This window comes from Chitinophaga dinghuensis (genome assembly GCF_003259435.1).
Lineage (GTDB): Bacteria > Bacteroidota > Bacteroidia > Chitinophagales > Chitinophagaceae > Chitinophaga > Chitinophaga dinghuensis.
The window spans coordinates 417,177-433,556 of sequence record NZ_QLMA01000002.1; the positions used below are offsets into that span (position 1 = coordinate 417,177).

Annotated in this window: 15 protein-coding genes; 9 read left to right on the forward strand and 6 right to left on the reverse strand. The window is 43.2% G+C overall.

Translation table 11 applies throughout. The features are described 5' to 3' along the window. Nucleotides 1-242: 242 nt before the first annotated feature. The 4 genes from CLV59_RS06990 to CLV59_RS07010 all read left to right on the forward strand — a co-directional run bounded on the left by CLV59_RS06990 (nt 243) and on the right by CLV59_RS07010 (nt 6,274). Nucleotides 243-728, forward strand: coding sequence for an RNA polymerase sigma factor (locus CLV59_RS06990; protein ID WP_111591301.1), 486 nt, complete (start codon nt 243-245; stop codon nt 726-728). A 27-nt stretch (nt 729-755) separates the two neighbouring features. Beyond that, nucleotides 756-1,832 carry a hypothetical protein gene (locus tag CLV59_RS06995; RefSeq protein WP_146616139.1) on the forward strand — a complete coding sequence of 359 codons (1,077 nt, stop codon included), beginning with the start codon at nt 756-758 and terminating at the stop codon, nt 1,830-1,832. Nucleotides 1,833-1,848: 16 nt separating this feature from the next. Next, the gene (locus CLV59_RS07000) at nt 1,849-2,790 is read left to right on the forward strand and encodes an outer membrane beta-barrel protein (RefSeq protein WP_111591303.1); all 942 of its coding nucleotides are present in this window, start codon (nt 1,849-1,851) and stop codon (nt 2,788-2,790) included. Between the two features lie 541 nt (nt 2,791-3,331). Then, complete coding sequence (locus tag CLV59_RS07010) at nt 3,332-6,274, forward strand: M16 family metallopeptidase (RefSeq protein WP_111591305.1); 2,943 nt, start codon at nt 3,332-3,334, stop codon at nt 6,272-6,274. A 72-nt stretch (nt 6,275-6,346) separates the two neighbouring features. On the opposite strand, the gene CLV59_RS07015 is transcribed toward CLV59_RS07010, so the two are convergent. Further along, complete coding sequence (locus CLV59_RS07015; protein ID WP_111591306.1) at nt 6,347-6,802, reverse strand: nuclear transport factor 2 family protein; 456 nt, start codon at nt 6,800-6,802, stop codon at nt 6,347-6,349. A 182-nt stretch (nt 6,803-6,984) separates the two neighbouring features. Between CLV59_RS07015 and CLV59_RS07020 the strand changes: the two genes are divergently transcribed. Beyond that, nucleotides 6,985-7,551, forward strand: coding sequence for a L,D-transpeptidase family protein (locus CLV59_RS07020; RefSeq protein WP_111591307.1), 567 nt, complete (start codon nt 6,985-6,987; stop codon nt 7,549-7,551). A gap of 187 nt (nt 7,552-7,738) precedes the next feature. Here CLV59_RS07020 and CLV59_RS07025 read toward each other — a convergent pair whose 3' ends face one another. The 3 genes from CLV59_RS07025 to CLV59_RS07035 all read right to left on the reverse strand — a co-directional run bounded on the left by CLV59_RS07025 (nt 7,739) and on the right by CLV59_RS07035 (nt 11,183). Continuing rightward, nucleotides 7,739-8,683 carry an alpha/beta hydrolase gene (locus CLV59_RS07025; protein WP_111591308.1) on the reverse strand — a complete coding sequence of 315 codons (945 nt, stop codon included), beginning with the start codon at nt 8,681-8,683 and terminating at the stop codon, nt 7,739-7,741. Between the two features lie 85 nt (nt 8,684-8,768). Beyond that, nucleotides 8,769-10,682 (reverse strand): acetate--CoA ligase, encoded by a 1,914-nt coding sequence (gene acs, locus CLV59_RS07030; protein ID WP_111591309.1) that lies wholly within the window; start codon nt 10,680-10,682, stop codon nt 8,769-8,771. A gap of 195 nt (nt 10,683-10,877) precedes the next feature. Then, nucleotides 10,878-11,183 (reverse strand): hypothetical protein, encoded by a 306-nt coding sequence (locus tag CLV59_RS07035; protein WP_111591310.1) that lies wholly within the window; start codon nt 11,181-11,183, stop codon nt 10,878-10,880. A gap of 455 nt (nt 11,184-11,638) precedes the next feature. On the opposite strand from CLV59_RS07035, the gene CLV59_RS07040 reads away from it, so the two are divergent. Together CLV59_RS07040 and CLV59_RS07045 are read left to right on the forward strand one after the other, a co-directional pair. Next, nucleotides 11,639-12,244, forward strand: a complete 606-nt coding sequence (locus CLV59_RS07040; RefSeq protein WP_111591311.1) for a helix-turn-helix transcriptional regulator — start codon at nt 11,639-11,641, stop codon at nt 12,242-12,244. Nucleotides 12,245-12,480: 236 nt separating this feature from the next. After that, a complete protein-coding gene (locus CLV59_RS07045; protein ID WP_111591312.1) occupies nt 12,481-13,014 on the forward strand; it encodes a helix-turn-helix domain-containing protein in 534 nt (177 codons plus the stop codon). Between the two features lie 4 nt (nt 13,015-13,018). Here CLV59_RS07045 and CLV59_RS07050 read toward each other — a convergent pair whose 3' ends face one another. Then, nucleotides 13,019-13,555, reverse strand: a complete 537-nt coding sequence (locus tag CLV59_RS07050; RefSeq protein WP_111591313.1) for a 5' nucleotidase, NT5C type — start codon at nt 13,553-13,555, stop codon at nt 13,019-13,021. Between the two features lie 83 nt (nt 13,556-13,638). Between CLV59_RS07050 and CLV59_RS07055 the strand changes: the two genes are divergently transcribed. Both CLV59_RS07055 and CLV59_RS07060 read left to right on the forward strand, forming a co-directional pair. Then, nucleotides 13,639-14,385, forward strand: a complete 747-nt coding sequence (locus tag CLV59_RS07055) for a DeoR/GlpR family DNA-binding transcription regulator (RefSeq protein WP_111591314.1) — start codon at nt 13,639-13,641, stop codon at nt 14,383-14,385. Nucleotides 14,386-14,397: 12 nt separating this feature from the next. After that, a complete protein-coding gene (locus CLV59_RS07060) occupies nt 14,398-15,552 on the forward strand; it encodes an MFS transporter (protein WP_111591315.1) in 1,155 nt (384 codons plus the stop codon). On the opposite strand, the gene CLV59_RS07065 is transcribed toward CLV59_RS07060, so the two are convergent. Continuing rightward, nucleotides 15,542-16,180: a hypothetical protein gene (locus CLV59_RS07065; RefSeq protein ID WP_111591316.1), complete on the reverse strand. Its 639-nt coding sequence runs from the start codon at nt 16,178-16,180 to the stop codon at nt 15,542-15,544. The two genes, CLV59_RS07060 and CLV59_RS07065, sit on opposite strands and share 11 nt — an antisense overlap. Nucleotides 16,181-16,380: the final 200 nt, after the last annotated feature.

Here is a 16,380-nt window from a genome sequence, read left to right on the forward strand (position 1 = left end):
ATAGTATCATGATTGTCACAGTCATGATATGTAAAACTGGTATTCTTAAGTGAAATTACAGAGAATAAAGTTTCTGTATATATATAAACAAAAGATTATCAGAATATTACTAACTGTTCCTGCAACTGGCTTTCGTGATAGAGTGGACATTGTGGTGTGGGAAAATGATGACCGGAATTGATCCAGGGCATTGGCATAAAAGTATTAGTCGGAAATTAGCACTAAAATCCCGCGCCACCTGAATGACGGAAAAGGAGTACAATAAATGTGTGGATCTGTACTCGGACAATCTCTTTCGCTTCATTGTCAAGAATTTAGAGAACGCGGAAGATGCCCGGGATGTTGTACAGAACGCATTCGAAATATTGTGGAAACACTGTCAGGATGTGCCTTTTGAAAAGGCCAAGTCATACCTGTTTACAGTGGGCTACCACAATATGATCGATCATGTCCGTAAGGTAAAGCGTATAACGCTGGTGGAACAGTTTAAAGAAGAAGAAAAAATAGCGGATCATAAGGTTCATAACGCAAAGGAAGTGATCGCACAGGCACTTGCCAAACTGAGCGAAGTCCAACGCTCACTGGTAATGCTAAAGGATTATGAAGGATATAGTTACGAAGAAATAGGCGAAATCATGAATCTGAACCCTTCACAGGTAAAAGTTTATCTCCACAGGGCCAGGATTCATCTGAAGAACTATCTCGTAAAAATGGAAAATGTAATCTGATATTATTATAATTGTTAATAATTGGATTTGGCTATAGATATTAACATATCAAACTATGAAGGTTTTCTCCTCAGCTACATCGACGGTGAGCTAAGAGAGGAAGAAATGTCTGCATTGGAAGCATTCCTGGACCAGCATCCTGCCATTCGTCAGGAATTGGATCTGTTGGAAAGCACCCGCTTGTTGCCAGAAGAGGATGTTGTGTTTGATAATAAACAAGCCTTGTATAAAACTGGCGCAGTACCCACAAACATGGAAGCATTAATGCTTTCCTATGTGGATGGAGAACTGAACAGCGATGAGCAGAAGGAGTTGAGCACTTTCCTGGAAAAGCGCCCGGCCGCTCAAAAAGAATTGAATTTACTGCTGGCGTCCAAACTGGATAACAGCGAGCAAATAGTTTTCCCTGATAAATCCTCGCTGTACAAGCACTCCCGTAAACCTGTTTACCGGATTGCCGCCGTATGGTGGGGCGCCGCTGCCGCTGTGGTAGCCGGCTTTATGGTTTGGATGATGCCAATGGAAAATGGCAGGCAAGCTCATTCACACCCGGTATTGGCAGATGCCGTGAAAAGATCTGCTCAGGTAGGAACAGTACCTGCAACTTCCTCTGTACCTGCTGGTGTGCCGGAAACAGTACAATCAGCCAATACCAGGAATGTAGTTGCTGAAACGGTCCAACCCCGAAATGTTAAACCCGCCAATATTAACCATGGAACGGTGGCCGCTCAGGAAAAAACGCATCCTGAAAGCGCAGCCACAACTGCTGTCACACAATCGGCCAGAACCGAGTCTTCCGGAAACCCTCAACTTCCTCCTCCCAGAAATACTACGCAGGAAATTATGGAAAGACAGGTAGCCCCTGTTGCCGCCCCCTCTGTAGCATTGAATAACAGTCATTCGGTTGGTATAGCCGAAAAAGAAACCGTTATAGCCGCCGGAATCCCCACTTCAACACCTGCGCCAGTAGCAGATGTTAGTCATAACACGGGAGCCCCGGGAATTAAAGGAGAACTCATCATGTCCGTAAGCGGAAGTGACAGCAAAATCCTGGATAAGGTAACGAACGTAGCTAAATTTTTCTCCCGGAAACGGAATAATTAATATTTTGAAATAGCATATGAAGCATAAAGTTTTACTCTCTCTGTTGCTGTTGATCTTGTGGTCTGGACTAACTCATGCGCAGAAAGCTGTTGACACATATAAGAACCCTACCGCAGCTGCTGATACTATCCAAATCAAAGGACTGATCATCATCAAAGCTAAAAATGATAAAGGTCGTAGCAGCTATAAGTTTTATAGCGATACCGCTTATGCACGCAATAAACTCAAAAAGAATCTGCAAACCCGATTCTTCGTTTTCGACGTAGGATTTAATAATTATATAGATAGAAGCGATTACTCCGGCGCTACTTACGTTAACTATTTCGATGGTCAGACACAAAATACGCTGATCAACTCCAAAGCCGCTTATACTTATTCTGCAGTAGGACTGGCTACTCTGGCGCCGCGTTCTCCCGGAGAACCATTAACTCCCTCTGAATTTAAACTTATCACCGGAAAATCGATCAATATAAATATATGGTTGATTGAACAGCGACTTAATATAACAAAACACAAACTTAACTTGTTATATGCTTTGGGTTTGGAGATGAATAATTACAGATACGCCCGTAGTATTACCTATAAACCTGGTTATCCTACGACAATTGTGCGCGACACCGTTAATTTTTCCAAAAACAAACTGTTTGCTGAATACGTTACCGTACCGGTAATGTTGAACTTCAACTCTAACCCTGCGCGCCCAAGCCGCGCTTTCCAAGCAAGCTTTGGGGTTACTGGAGGCTATCTCCTTAAAAGCAGAACTAAACAGATAAGTGAGGAAAGAGGCAAAGTCAGAAAAACCGATGATTTTAATCTAAACAAATGGCGTTTCGGCCTCGCTAGTGAGCTGGGCTACGGTCCTGTGAAACTCTACGCCAATTTTGCACTCACCGCGCTTCACGATTACGGGTTGCAACAGTATCCTTTTTCAATTGGTATCAGATTGAATGGATTCTAATTTTTTTTGACCAGATTCTAAATTGAAATTATGCGTTCATTCGTTGCCCTGATGGCATGCATAGGCTGCATCGTATGGGTACATTCCTGTGAAACGAGATTGCTAGGAGTCCATGTTGGAATACAGCCTCAATCACTTTCGAATCTAACCGCTAGCACCGGCAACAGTCCTTCACTTCCCATCGTGGCCGTGGATGATCGCTCTATTACTACACAAGGAGCGCTTCAAACGGAGCCTAACAAACTGGCCGCAAATATCAAATCTAAAACTAAACATCGCTTTACCAGAAAAACCACAAATACTCCCAACTTAGATTCTTCCTTCTTTAATGCAATGGTTATCAAACAACTAAGTTACAATGGGGCTATTTTGACACCCTAATCTTCATTGCAGGATAATTTTAAATGGACTTACCTTTCGGATAACAACAATCGGTTGTAAAGGTCTTTCTATTGCCGTTTGAAATTTTGTTTCCTCTTTTTACAGGTTATTTTTGGACTTCCGGTATATTTGGGAGCTTTTTCTAAAAACCAATCATGTTATGAGAGTTCTTAAACAGGTAGTCCTGCTAATGATACTCGCCTGCTCACTGCTGCCTGCAGGAGCCCAGAGCAAGTATGAATGGAAGGAGGCCAGCTCCGGCGGTTACAACTATAAATATGTAACCAACGACCCCATGAAGGCCCGCTTCTACACTTTGAAAAATGGTCTGACAGTTATCCTCAGCGTTAACAAAAAAGAACCACGCATCCAAACCCTGATCGGTACCAGGGCCGGAAGCAACAACGATCCAAAAGATCATACCGGTCTTGCCCACTATTTGGAACATCTCCTGTTCAAAGGCACCCAGGTATATGGTACGCTCGACTGGGCGAAAGAAAAACCATATATCGACAAAATCGAATCTCTGTACGATAAGTATAACAAAACTACGGGCACGGATGCACGTAAAGCGGTATACCATGAAATCGACAGCGTTTCCGGTGTTGCCGCCAAATATGCTATCGCGAATGAGTACGATAAACTCATGACCGCTATGGGCGCTCAAGGTACCAACGCGCACACATGGGTGGAAGAAACCATCTATGAGGAAGACATCCCTTCCAACGCAACCGATAAATACCTGACCGTTCAGGCTGAACGCTTCAGAGATCCAGTATTCCGCCTCTTCCACACTGAACTGGAAGCAGTTTATGAAGAGAAAAACCGCGGCCTGGACAACGACGGTCGTAAAGTGTATGAAACCATGCTCGCTGCATTGTTCCCTACCCACAACTACGGCCAACAGTCTACCATCGGTACCGTTGAACACCTGAAAAATCCAAACCTGAAAGCTATCCGCCAGTTCTACAATGAATACTATGTGCCTAATAACATGGCCATCGTTATGGCGGGCGACTTCGATCCGGATTATGTAATCAAATCCATCGATCAGAAGTTCGGCTACATGCAGCCTAAACCAGTGAAAGAATACAAACCTGCTCCAGAAAAAACAATGACAGCTCCAGTGGAGAAAACTGTGATGGGCCCTGATGCAGAAAATGTACAAATCGCTTTCAGAATGCCAGGCGCACTGGATACTAAATCCATGGTTGTTCTCAATGTACTCAGCAACATCCTGCAGAACGGTAAAGCCGGCCTGATGGATCTGAACCTGAATAAACAACAAAAAGTGCTGTCTTCCAGCGCTGGCGTTATGGCTTTGAAAGACTATTCCATCTTCGAAATGTCTGGTAAAGCTAAACCAGGACAATCCCTGGAAGATGTAAAAGGCCTGCTACTCGGTCAGTTGGATATCCTGAAAAAAGGTCAATTCGATGAATCCCTCGTTTCAGCTATCGTTAACAATGCCAAACTGGATGAGTTACAAGGTCTGGAAAGCAATAACACCCGTGCCACCAGCCTGATGGATGGTTTCATTAAGAGCCGCGGTAAAAACTGGGCTACTGATGTGTCTACCGTAGACGACATGAGTAAAGTAACCAAACAACAGATCGTTGATTACGCCAACAAATACTTCGGTAACAACTACGTAATCGTTTACAAAAGAAAAGGAGAAGATAAAAATATCGAGAAGGTAGAGAAACCTACCATCACTCCAATCGAAGTAAACAGAGAAGCACAGTCTCCATTCCTGGCTAAAATCGCCGCTATGCCTGCTACTCCGGTACAACCGCAGTGGCTGGACTTCAACCGCGATATCCAGAAAGGTAAAGTAGGTAACGCAGATCTGCTGTACGTACAGAATAAAGACAATGGTCTTTTCCGCCTGTACTACCGCTTTGATGTTGGAACCTGGAATGATAAGAAAATGAGCCTTGCAGCTAACTATCTCCAGTTCCTGAGCACCGACAAATACACTGCAGAACAGATCAGTAAAGAATTCTACAATATTGCCTGCAGCTTCAATGTGAGCACAGCATCTGAGAATACTACTATCTCTATCACTGGTTTACAAGAGAACTTCGACAAAGCAGTTGCACTTTTCGAACATATCATCTCTAACTGTCAGCCTAATGAACAGGCACTGGCCGCGCTGAAAAGCCGTCTGAATAAAGCCAGAACCGACAGCAAACTGAATAAAGGTCAGATCTTGAGAGGTCTGCAGAACTATGCTATCTATGGTGGCAAAAACCCATTCAATTACCAGCTGTCACAAGCTGAACTGGAAGGCGTTACCGCTAAAGAACTGACAGATCTGCTGCACAATCTGATGAAATACCAGCATACTGTTATCTATTGGGGTCCTCAGTCACTGAGCGCAGCTCAGGCTGATATCGCAAAAGTACATCAGGTACCTGCTTCATTCGTTGCTGCTCCTCCTGCAATCGCTTTCACTAAAGTTTCTCAGGATAATAATCAGGTATTATTTGCTGATTATGACATGGTTCAGTCTGAAGTAAACTGGATCAGAAACGGTGGAAATTATGATTCTGGTAAGACCGCCATTACTACCTTGTTCAATGGCTACTTTGGTGGCGGTATGGGATCTATCGTATTCCAAACTATTCGCGAATCCAAAGCGCTGGCTTATTCTACTTATGCGTTCTACTCTGCACCTGCAAAACAAAACGACCGCTATACAGCTGTTGCTTACGTAGGTTGCCAGGCGGATAAAATGAATGATGCCGTGAACGGTATGAATGAACTGTTGAATGATATTCCTCGTTCCGATAAATTGCTGACTACTGCTAAATTAAGTATGAAGCAAGATCTGGAAACAGAACGTATCACCAACGATGGTATTATCTTCAAATACCTGGAGGCTAAAAAACTCGGTCTGAGCACCGATATCCGCAAAGAAGTATATGAGTCTATCGATAAACTGGGCTTCAATGAAGTGAAGAAATTCCACGACGAGAACCTGGCGCATAAACCATACACTTATTGCATCCTGGCTTCTCCAAACAAAGTGAATGTAGACGAACTGAAGAAAATCGGTGACGTTAAAAAACTTTCCCTGGAGGAACTTTTCGGTTACTAATAACTGTAATCACCATAATATTAAGCAGGCCCGAAAGCAATCATTGCTTTCGGGCCTGCTCTTTTTTATCAACTATTGATGTCTGTTGGCATCTTTAAACTGCCATAACACATTCACAATTTTCCACTCATTATTCAGCTTCACAAGATGCATATAATCGATCCACTCATCGGCATATAACTTCACAGAAGCCGTATTGCTACTGACATCTAATAGTATCACTTCTTTTCGTGGATTGGGAGGAAACTTATCGCCCTTAATATTGTAAGAAGCCGCTAATAATACCATTTCATCCGCATGAGATTCCCGCAAATATTCCCGTTGCTGCCTCGGGTATTTCCAGAAAGTGCGCTTAACTAATCGTGGATGCAGACACCTGGCCATCTGTGCGGAGTCTGGTTGATGTTGAGATTCAATATAATCCAGTGCAGCTTGGCGGATGGCGAGAGAATCCGATTTTGTCTGGGCATGAGAAAAGGTGATGCCGCCCAGTATCAGGACAAGCATACTTGCTACAGTCTTTATCATAAGGTTATAAATTGATGTAGAAAAGTTATAAAGGATGAGCTATATGGTCACTACCGTTCATATAAAATCGCATGCCCTATATCTTAATAAAATCCATTTAGTATTTCTGCATAAGTGAGCTGAAGTATTCAGATACAATAATTTATAGTTCTTTATCGTTTAGAGGCTTTATTGAATACCCTATGGAAAAGTGCCGTCTCTACTGGATCGCAGCCCTATTGTCATTATTCGCACTGACAGGGTTTGTGAATAATAATGATTTGTATAATGTGCGGATCACTACTGCAAATATTAATGCAGACAAAGTGTTTTTGCTGATCGATAAGAGTGATTATCGCATGTATGTTTATGAAGATGTAACGTTGCGTAAAATCTACAAAGTGGTGTTCGGGAGCCGCGACCAGGGCGATAAACGAAAAGAAGGCGATCGCCTGACACCAGAGGGAACCTTTCACATTCAAAGTAAAAGAATAGATAAATTATGGAGCAGATTCCTGCTGTTAGATTATCCTAATGAGGCAAGTCTGGAAAAATTCCATCAAATGCAGGAAGATGGCTTAATCAGTACATCCGCTACACCTGGCGGTGGTATTGGTATTCATGGGGTAGAGTCTGGTTCGGGAATAACAGATACTTATGTAGAGAGTCGTATTAACTGGACACTCGGTTGTATCAGTATGAAGAATAATGATGTCAATGAATTATTTGAATTTATTAAAGTGGGTACGCCAGTAATTATCCGAAAATAAACCGGATAGATTTTTGTAAGATTTTATGCAGTGATTTTAGACGGCAGGCAATTGCTGTACCTTTATCACAGCTCCTCGGATCGCATGTAATAATGTTTCCTTTAAACGGAAACGTTATGAATCCACATATATCAGGCGGGTATGATCCTGTGAAGGGGCGCGCTCCACTCGGATGGTGCGCGCTTTTTTATTGATGGGTCAGGAACGCTAATACCTCTTTTCTCCAGATGTCCGGCGTTTTTCTGCAAAAAGATTCATGTCCTGCATTATCCACTACACATAATTTCTTATTGCTGGTCCCCAGGTGCTGAAACACGGTATTGGTTTCAAATTCCATCACCCGAATATCATTGCGGCCCCAGAAGTAGAGTACAGGCATGTGCACACTGGCCGCGAAATCGGCTGGATTCATTTTAAATCCCCAGAAACCTTGTTCCAATCCACCCCAGAAGGTAAGTAACTGGGATAAAGGAGTTGTAGGGAGATGAACAGACCTCATGCGGCTGTTAACTGCATCTATCAATGTGGCATAAGGGGATTCAATAATAATTTGCTGCGGTTTCAGCTGATAATGGTCGATGGCATGCAGGATAGCTGCTGCACCCATGCTTACACCCCAGAGAATCACGGGTTTATCCGATTGCTGCTGAACATAATCCATTGCCATTTTCACTTCTTCCATTTCATAAAAGCCTATACTGCAGGCATTCCCACCGCTAAGGCCATGTGCACGGAAATCCACCAGCAGTGTATTGTAACCCAGGCTCCGGAAATATGCTGCCTCTGGCAGCGGTCCCTGTTTACTCCCGTTATATCCATGAAACAGAATCACATTGCCTACTGGTTTAGCCACAGGAATCCACCAGCTGTTAATATTGGTACCGTTGGCAGTGGTGCGGTTTACTACTGTGTAAGCGGTATCCGGGAAATGGCGGACTACCGATTTAGATATGCGAACTCCCAGGAAAATCATTCCCAGCTTTTCACTGGTTTTCATTTGTTCAGGCTTCTTATTGATATGTTGGGGATCGTCATAGAAGTGGGTAAACTTCCAGGCATGAAAGGCTGCAATAAAGTTTAGCAGCAGTACAAGGAATAAGAGAACGTAACCAAGACGCTTAAGTAGTTTCATAAAATAGAAAACGCCGCAAGAGCGGCGTAAAAATAAGGGAAAATATATAGTGGCTGCTGTAAAAAGCAGCCACTTTTAGATAAAATTATAATCTTCCTTTCTTGATCTCTTCTACAACGGCTGGGTCCAGCAGGGTAGAGGTATCGCCCAGGTTATCCAGGTCGTTTTCGGCAATCTTACGCAGGATACGGCGCATGATTTTTCCGGAACGCGTTTTCGGTAATCCTTCTACAAACTGGATTTTATCCGGTTTTGCAATAGGTCCGATGATACGGGAAACTGTTTGTGCAATATCTTTTTTAGTAAGTTCTGCATCGTGACTTAAATGTTCCAGGGTTACATATGCATAAATACCCTGTCCTTTAATATCGTGTGGATAACCAACTACAGCGCTTTCTACAACGCCTGCGTGCATGTTGATCGCGTTTTCCACTTCCGCAGTACCAATACGGTGACCACTCACGTTCAGTACATCGTCTACACGGCCTGTGATCCGATAGTAACCATCGTCGTCACGTAGACAACCATCGCCGGTGAAATAGAGGTTTTCGTAAGTAGAGAAGTAAGTATTACGGAATCTTTCATGATCGCCATAAGTAGTGCGCAGCATGCCTGGCCATGGGAACTTGATACAGAGGTTGCCATTAACGCCATTGCCTTTGATCTCTTTACCTTGTTCATCCACCAATATAGGTTGTACTCCTGGCATTGGAAGCGTTGCGTAGCCTGGTTTCTCTTTGGTGATGCCGGCCAGTGGGGTAATCATAATACCACCTGTTTCCGTTTGCCACCAGGTATCTACGATCGGGCATCTGCCTTTACCAATATTATCTTTAAACCAATGCCATGCTTCCTCATTGATCGGTTCGCCCACACTTCCCAGTTTACGGAGAGAGCTGAGATCCTTATGATTAACAGGTCCCAGACCATATCCCATCAGGCTGCGAATAGCCGTAGGAGCTGTGTAGAGGATATTCACACGGAACTTATCCACAATTTCCCAGAGACGACCCGCATCAGGATAGGTAGGAACGCCTTCAAACATTAATGTGGTAGCGCCGGCGGACAGTGGACCATAAATAATATAGCTATGACCTGTGATCCAACCTACGTCTGCGGTACAGAAGTATACTTCGCCTGGCTGGTACTGGAAGGTATTTACGAATGTGTAATTGGCATATACCATATAACCGCCACAGGTGTGTACAACCCCTTTAGGTTTACCAGTAGATCCCGAAGTATAAAGGATGAAGAGCATGTCTTCCGCATCCATTTCTTCTGCAGGACAAGGAGGGTTGCCTTGTGTTTCTACAGCCTTAATTTCATCTTCCCACCAAACGTCTCGGCCTTTCAGCATGCTGACAGGAGTGCGGGTGCGGGTGGCAACGATTACTTTTTTCACTGTAGGACAAGTCATCAGCGCATCATCGATTACTGATTTCAGCGGGATATCCTTGTTGCCACGGAATGCGCCATCACAGGTGATGACCAGGCTGCAACTAGCATCTTTAATCCTGTCCGAGATAGATTGAGCAGAGAAACCGCCGAATACTACGGAATGGATAGCCCCAATGCGGGCACAAGCCAATACAGCGATCGCCAGTTCCGGGATCATACCCATATAGATACATACGCGGTCGCCTTTTTTAACCCCATTGTTTTTGAGGACATTGGCGAACTGACATACTTTATTATATAATTCGCGATAAGTAAGAATTCTGTGACGCTCTTCCGGATCGTTGGGTTCCCAAATGATGGCGGGCGTGTTTCCAAGTGTGCCCAGATGACGGTCAAGACAATTCTCTGTAATGTTCAGTTTACCGCCCTGGAACCATTTAATATCCGGATCAGAGAAATTCCAATCTAACACTTTGTCCCACTTGCGGCGCCAAAGAAAATGGTCCGCAACATTTGCCCAGAAGCCTTCCGGGTCCATAACGCTTTGCTGATAAGCCTGCTGGTATTCTTCAATGTTCTTGATCTGGTATGGGTACGACATAGCACCGTATTGTTAATTGTTTAATAGAAGCATTTCCTAACGGGCTTTAAATTTAAGGAAAAGGAATCGTTTAGTAGAAAAAATCTAAAAAAAGACTTGAAATGCCAATTATTATTCAAAAGAAAAACCCTGCTTCACATAAATGTAAAGCAGGGTAATTGCCCCGGAAAATGCTGTTCAAACTGGAGATTTACTTTATTTCTGCTGGAAGCGTTGAAAATGCTGTCCTGTTTCACCAAAAAGCTCCATCAGAACTGCAATGATCTTTTCTTTTTCCGCATTGCTGAGGGCAGGAATGATTTTCCCTTCCTCTTCGTTACTTACTTTATCTCTCAGTCGCATTTTCCTGTAGAATGTAGGGATGCTCCAACTACATTCTTCACAGATTCTCTCTCTGAACCGGATCGGTAAATTAGTCAACCGAGTATGAATGTCAGCTAATACATTCGGCTTCCTTTTTACCTTTCCTGATACTTTGGTTGAATTGATTAAGGCTAACATAGCGCAGAAATTTGTTTAAATAAATAATGGTTAGTCTCCGGCTCCGGGGTGTAATCAAATGTATTGACATTTTATTTAAATGTCATCATTCTACATTATATTTATTTAAAATAAATTTATCTGATGAAATTCAGTGTGGGTGTGTGTTTTGGAGTATGTTTATAAATTTTGCACACATTTTTTTTCTCAAAAATGAGCAGTTTTTTTTCAATTGATTTAAGCAGATTTTTATTATGATAATGAACGTATCAAATCAGGATAAAAGAGAAGCATATTTTCTTTCGTTTATTCATTGACGTTATATGGAAATTGGGCGACTGTCATCATTCCCCTGTAGGGTAAATTTTATCAGTTTGATAATTTAATTACCACCATGATCCAGTTTTTTGCTAAATTATACGGCAATTATTGACGGCGCCAGCCGGAAATGGACAGTATAAACAAAAAACATAACGATGCAGACAGGCCTGATACATATGGGGCAGCGATTGAAACTTATCCTTAAGCAGCGAAAGATAAAAGTGATCGATTTTGCCAAGAAAGCCGGTTTTACGAACCAGATCGCCCACTATCACTTGCGCAAAAGCGATATGAAAAGAGCGAACCTGGAAAGATTCTGTACAATCATCGGCATTACTCCTGATGAATTTATGCGCTGGAACGGCGCTCAGCTGATCGCGCAGGATAAAAACCTGCACCATGGACAACGACTCCTGGAAATTATCGCAGAGAAAGGCTTGAACAGAAGTCGCCTCGCCGATAGAATGGATATGAGTCGCCGTACCATGTACAATCTCTTTGAAAAATCTACCTTCTCACCCAGTGAGTTGGAACGTGCTGCCAGAGCTGTAGATATGAGCCTGGAAGCTTTCCTGAACCCAGGGGCCGTGGCAGAGGCTCGCCTCAGCGATTCCGAAGAAATGATGACCCAGAGAGAGAAATACTATAAACTGCTGGAAGATCATAATGAACTCCTTCGCATGTACAGCGATCTGAAAGATGAAGTTATCCAGCTCAGAAGAGAATTACAGGAAATTAAGAAACCCACCAGGCTCCGTTAACCCGGTAGTTCCTCCCCGATTTATTAACCCACTGCTCACAGATTACTTCGCGTCTCCACAAATCATTACCCATCCGAACTAAACCAAGCAAATTGAGAACAGTATTGTCAAAATAATACTGTAATTCATTAGTATGATTGGAAAGATGGTTTTGTAATTGAATTGAGTTTGTTTGTAACTATAAAACTATATATTTGTATAGTTCTGTGTATCCCCTTGCCCTAAATATTCCCATTATGAATGACTTCTATAAATTCCATCATGGCATCCGCCTAAGACGTATTCTAAAACATAAAAAAATAATCATCCGTCATTATGCGAAAAAAGTGGGCCTCACACCGCCATGGCTATACGATAACTTCGAGAAAACACAAATCAAGGAAGACCGGCTCGCCAAGCTACTGGCGGCTATTCCTTTGACAATGGAGGATTTCTATAATTGGGATTCCCTGAGGCAGGATAAATCCCCGCATCAGGGCGAAAGGCTATTCCTCTATCTGGAGGAAAATAAACTAAAAGTGAAAAGGGTGGCCGAAAGTTTGGGTGTAACCGTGAGTGAGCTATATGAATGGGGAGGTCAACAAACCTTGTCGGCCATGCAGCTACTGGCATTGCAAACTTCCATCCAGTTCGATCCGGCCTATTTCAATCGCCCACAAACTACTGAACCGGAAATCAACTGGAAGGAAGCCTTCCTGGATAAACGCATGGAATTACAACAATGTCACCGGGAAATCCGGTCCCTGAAGAAAAAACTACAAGTCGGTTAGCCACTTAAACCATTGCTGGCGTCAATTGGAAGTATTCAGCTACTTCTTTCCAGCTATTTACACGTTTGTAATCTGTCAGGTAAATATTGTGCGGTGCTGTGAATAAAAGCCTTTCTCCTTTGAAATAACGGAGGTTTTTATCATGGTCGTCAATCATATAATCTGCATCCACAATCGTTTTCGATCCACATAACACGATGTTCTTCCAGCTGATATAAGGAAAATGTTCCTCCAGCCAGTCAATTTTCTCCTTCAGGGATAATGGAAACTCCGTTGCTGCAGATACAATAAACACCTCATGTTTTTCCATTAAAGCCTTTATTACTTCCTGGCTATCAGGCATTACCGGTAAATCCCGGAAGAAACCCGCTTCCCGGATAAATGCATGCGTTTCCCCTTCAATCGGGAAACCACCTCCATCCGGATGTCCATTCAAGGACTCCATCGAAACCCTTACGCCGTGCTTCTGTTCATACAAATGGATCATGTGACTGGTCAAATCCGCCATCACATTATCCATATCAATTGCTATTCTTGCCATATTTTGCTATTTTATGCAAACTTACGCAAGATTCTGCACATTATTGCAAAATATTTCATAATATTGCATAAAATAGCAAGATCATGCTGAAAGAGGAAAGACTCGATTATATATTGAAGAAGCTGCAGGCGGACAATAAAGTCTTGCAAACAGAGCTGAGTAATGATTTACAGGTTTCGGAAGACACGGTTCGTCGTGACCTGGAAGCGCTGGCGCAGAGTGGACAGTTGATCAAAGTAAGGGGAGGAGCTATCCCGCATTCTCCTAATCCTTATTCATTTAAGGAAAGAATTGTTTATCACGAAAATGACAAGAAACATATAGCAGCAAAGGCATTGTCGCTTATTCATGACGGACAAACCATTATTCTGGATGGAGGTACGTCTACCTTAACACTTGCCAAAATGCTGCCTCCGCATCTGAAAGTGACGATCATCACCAACAGTGTCCCTATTGTATCTCAACTGGTAGAACATCCTTCTATTGAGCTTATTTTTACCGGAGGCCGTATTGGGAAAGACTCCCAGACAGCCGGAGGTATGGACACAATCAGAATGCTGCAAAAAGTGAAAGCTGATCTTTGTTTCCTGGGTATCTGTTCCCTGCATCCAGATGCGGGCGTAACAGGGCTTGATCTCAGTGAAGCAGATGTAAAAAGCGTAATGGTAGAGTCTGCCTACAAAACCATTGCACTGGCTACCAGTGATAAAATGGGAACAGCAGAGCCTTATAAAGTATGTGATATCACAGGTATCGATACCATCGTTACCGACAATCCGGAATTACCTTCCCTCAAACCATATATCAACCTGGGCATCCAGGTTTTATAATTCTTTTTCCACATGATTCAACACTTGTCAATTGACCTGATGAATAAACGAACGATCCGCATTGCTGTAAGCGCGTTGTTCTTTCTGACTGGCTTATGTTTCAGTAGCTGGACGTCCAGGATTGCAGACATACAGCTAGCGATGCATTTGAATAATGCAGGACTGGGAACAGTGCTGCTGGCACTCCCTATAGGATCGCTCATTTCACTGCCAACAGCCGGCGTGCTGGTTTCCAAGTATGGTAGCCGACAGGTAGTTGTGAATGCAGGGATTGTATATGCTGCTTTGCTGCCCGTTTTGGGCCTGGCACAGGAGCCCTGGCAGTTGATGTTAGTATTAGTATTGTTTGGATTCAGCGGCAATCTCGCTAACATCGCAGTTAATACGCAGGCGGTAGCTGTGGAATCAATGTACGGCCGATCCATTATGGCCTCTTTTCATGGTCTCTGGAGCGCTGCGGGCGCCACAGGTATTGGTATTGGCTGGATAATGGTTGCCTTACAGATTGCACCTGTTTATCACTTCCTCGTAGTGGCTTTTCTGGGCTGGACAATAGTAGCATTTTCCGCTTCCCGCATCCTGCAACAAGATGCAGGCGTCCAGGAAAATCAGCCCTTATTTGCGAAACCAGACAGGTTCCTGCTGATATTGGGAATCATCGCGTTCTGCTCTATGATCTGCGAAGGCACTATGTTTGAGTGGAGTATTATTTATTTCCGAAAAGTATTGAAGATAGATCCATCCTTTGCGGTAGCCAGTTCTTTTGCTTTTATGACTACAATGGCTACTGGGCGCTTTATTGCGGATAGCTTGCGTACCCGCTTTGGCGCGAAGAAAATGCTGATCATGAGTGGTCTACTCACCGCATCTGGCTTGATGATCGCCGTAATATTCCCTTATTTCTTCACGGCTATATTCGGGTTTATGCTGGTAGGGTTGGGCGTTTGTTCTGTAGTGCCATTGGTTTATAGCGCTGCCGGAACAACGAAGTTGATGTCGCCGGGAATGGCGCTGGCAACAGTTTCCACCATCGGTTACCTGGGTTTCCTCTGTGGTCCGCCACTGATTGGTTATGTAGCCCAGTTAAGTAGCCTGTCTGTTTCCTTTACCATGATTGCGGTAATGGGAGCCTTGATTGCGGTGATGTCCAGCAGAATTAAGATTTAACGTTATTCCCTGCTGGAGCCGGTGGGGAAAGCTTTTCTGCCATAGCAGTGGTCAGTGCCAGGATTCTTTCCAGTAGTTGCCTGTTCGTAACAACATCGCCTACACGGAGATGCAGATAAAACTTCAGTGTAATGGCGTCTTCATAATCCGTGCGAATTGCCAACTTCACATCGGGAATTAATTGTGAGAGTTGTAATAATTCTTTTTCAACCAGGTTATATACTTCGGCAGGTTTACCCTGTATAACGAAGCGCTCCTTTAATGAGATTTCAGTAGGCTCAATTCGGTTCCAGCCCAATCGGTTAAACCAGTTGTTGGGTATGGCGGCAAATTGAGCGGCATGTCCTGTTAATTCAATATAAAAATCAGATTGACCAGCTCTGACGCATCGTTGTCTGTATTCCGGGTACCCCAGGTAGCCTAATTGTCCTAACCTGATATTGTATTTACCTTCAAATAATTTCTCAAGAATGGTGGCTTTTATTTCCCAGGAAAAAAATAGCCTGGCATGATGACCTTTATATTGGAGGTTAAATGAATAGCTGTAAGGGTTTCCATGATAGTTTTTCACATAGAGAACATCGCGGCCATTATATGTGTTTATGATATCTTTCCAATGCAGCGCCATAGTGGGTATAGGTTCAGATTAAATGTACATGCAGTTTACAAATTTTTGCCGCATTTTCGACTATTAACTGGATAGGTAAACCGATAAAATATTTACTTAATATAATAGGTAATTTCACTGCATCAGGAGCGCGGTCAGAAATTTTTTTAAAATTTTATTGTGCATTAATCTGTATTCTACGTAGCTTTGCACGATTTTTT

What these genes read in the sequence shown, in the direction of transcription:
- CLV59_RS06990 (WP_111591301.1), top strand. Translation starts at nt 243, where the DNA reads ATGACGGAAAAGGAGTACAATAAATGTGTGGATCTGTACTCGGACAAT.
- CLV59_RS07000 (WP_111591303.1), top strand. Translation starts at nt 1,849, where the DNA reads ATGAAGCATAAAGTTTTACTCTCTCTGTTGCTGTTGATCTTGTGGTCT.
- CLV59_RS07010 (WP_111591305.1), top strand. Translation starts at nt 3,332, where the DNA reads ATGAGAGTTCTTAAACAGGTAGTCCTGCTAATGATACTCGCCTGCTCA.
- CLV59_RS07015 (WP_111591306.1), bottom strand. Translation starts at nt 6,802, where the DNA reads ATGATAAAGACTGTAGCAAGTATGCTTGTCCTGATACTGGGCGGCATC.
- CLV59_RS07020 (WP_111591307.1), top strand. Translation starts at nt 6,985, where the DNA reads ATGGAAAAGTGCCGTCTCTACTGGATCGCAGCCCTATTGTCATTATTC.
- CLV59_RS07025 (WP_111591308.1), bottom strand. Translation starts at nt 8,683, where the DNA reads ATGAAACTACTTAAGCGTCTTGGTTACGTTCTCTTATTCCTTGTACTG.
- acs (WP_111591309.1), bottom strand. Translation starts at nt 10,682, where the DNA reads ATGTCGTACCCATACCAGATCAAGAACATTGAAGAATACCAGCAGGCT.
- CLV59_RS07035 (WP_111591310.1), bottom strand. Translation starts at nt 11,183, where the DNA reads ATGTTAGCCTTAATCAATTCAACCAAAGTATCAGGAAAGGTAAAAAGG.
- CLV59_RS07040 (WP_111591311.1), top strand. Translation starts at nt 11,639, where the DNA reads ATGCAGACAGGCCTGATACATATGGGGCAGCGATTGAAACTTATCCTT.
- CLV59_RS07045 (WP_111591312.1), top strand. Translation starts at nt 12,481, where the DNA reads ATGAATGACTTCTATAAATTCCATCATGGCATCCGCCTAAGACGTATT.
- CLV59_RS07050 (WP_111591313.1), bottom strand. Translation starts at nt 13,555, where the DNA reads ATGGCAAGAATAGCAATTGATATGGATAATGTGATGGCGGATTTGACC.
- CLV59_RS07055 (WP_111591314.1), top strand. Translation starts at nt 13,639, where the DNA reads ATGCTGAAAGAGGAAAGACTCGATTATATATTGAAGAAGCTGCAGGCG.
- CLV59_RS07060 (WP_111591315.1), top strand. Translation starts at nt 14,398, where the DNA reads ATGATTCAACACTTGTCAATTGACCTGATGAATAAACGAACGATCCGC.
- CLV59_RS07065 (WP_111591316.1), bottom strand. Translation starts at nt 16,180, where the DNA reads ATGGCGCTGCATTGGAAAGATATCATAAACACATATAATGGCCGCGAT.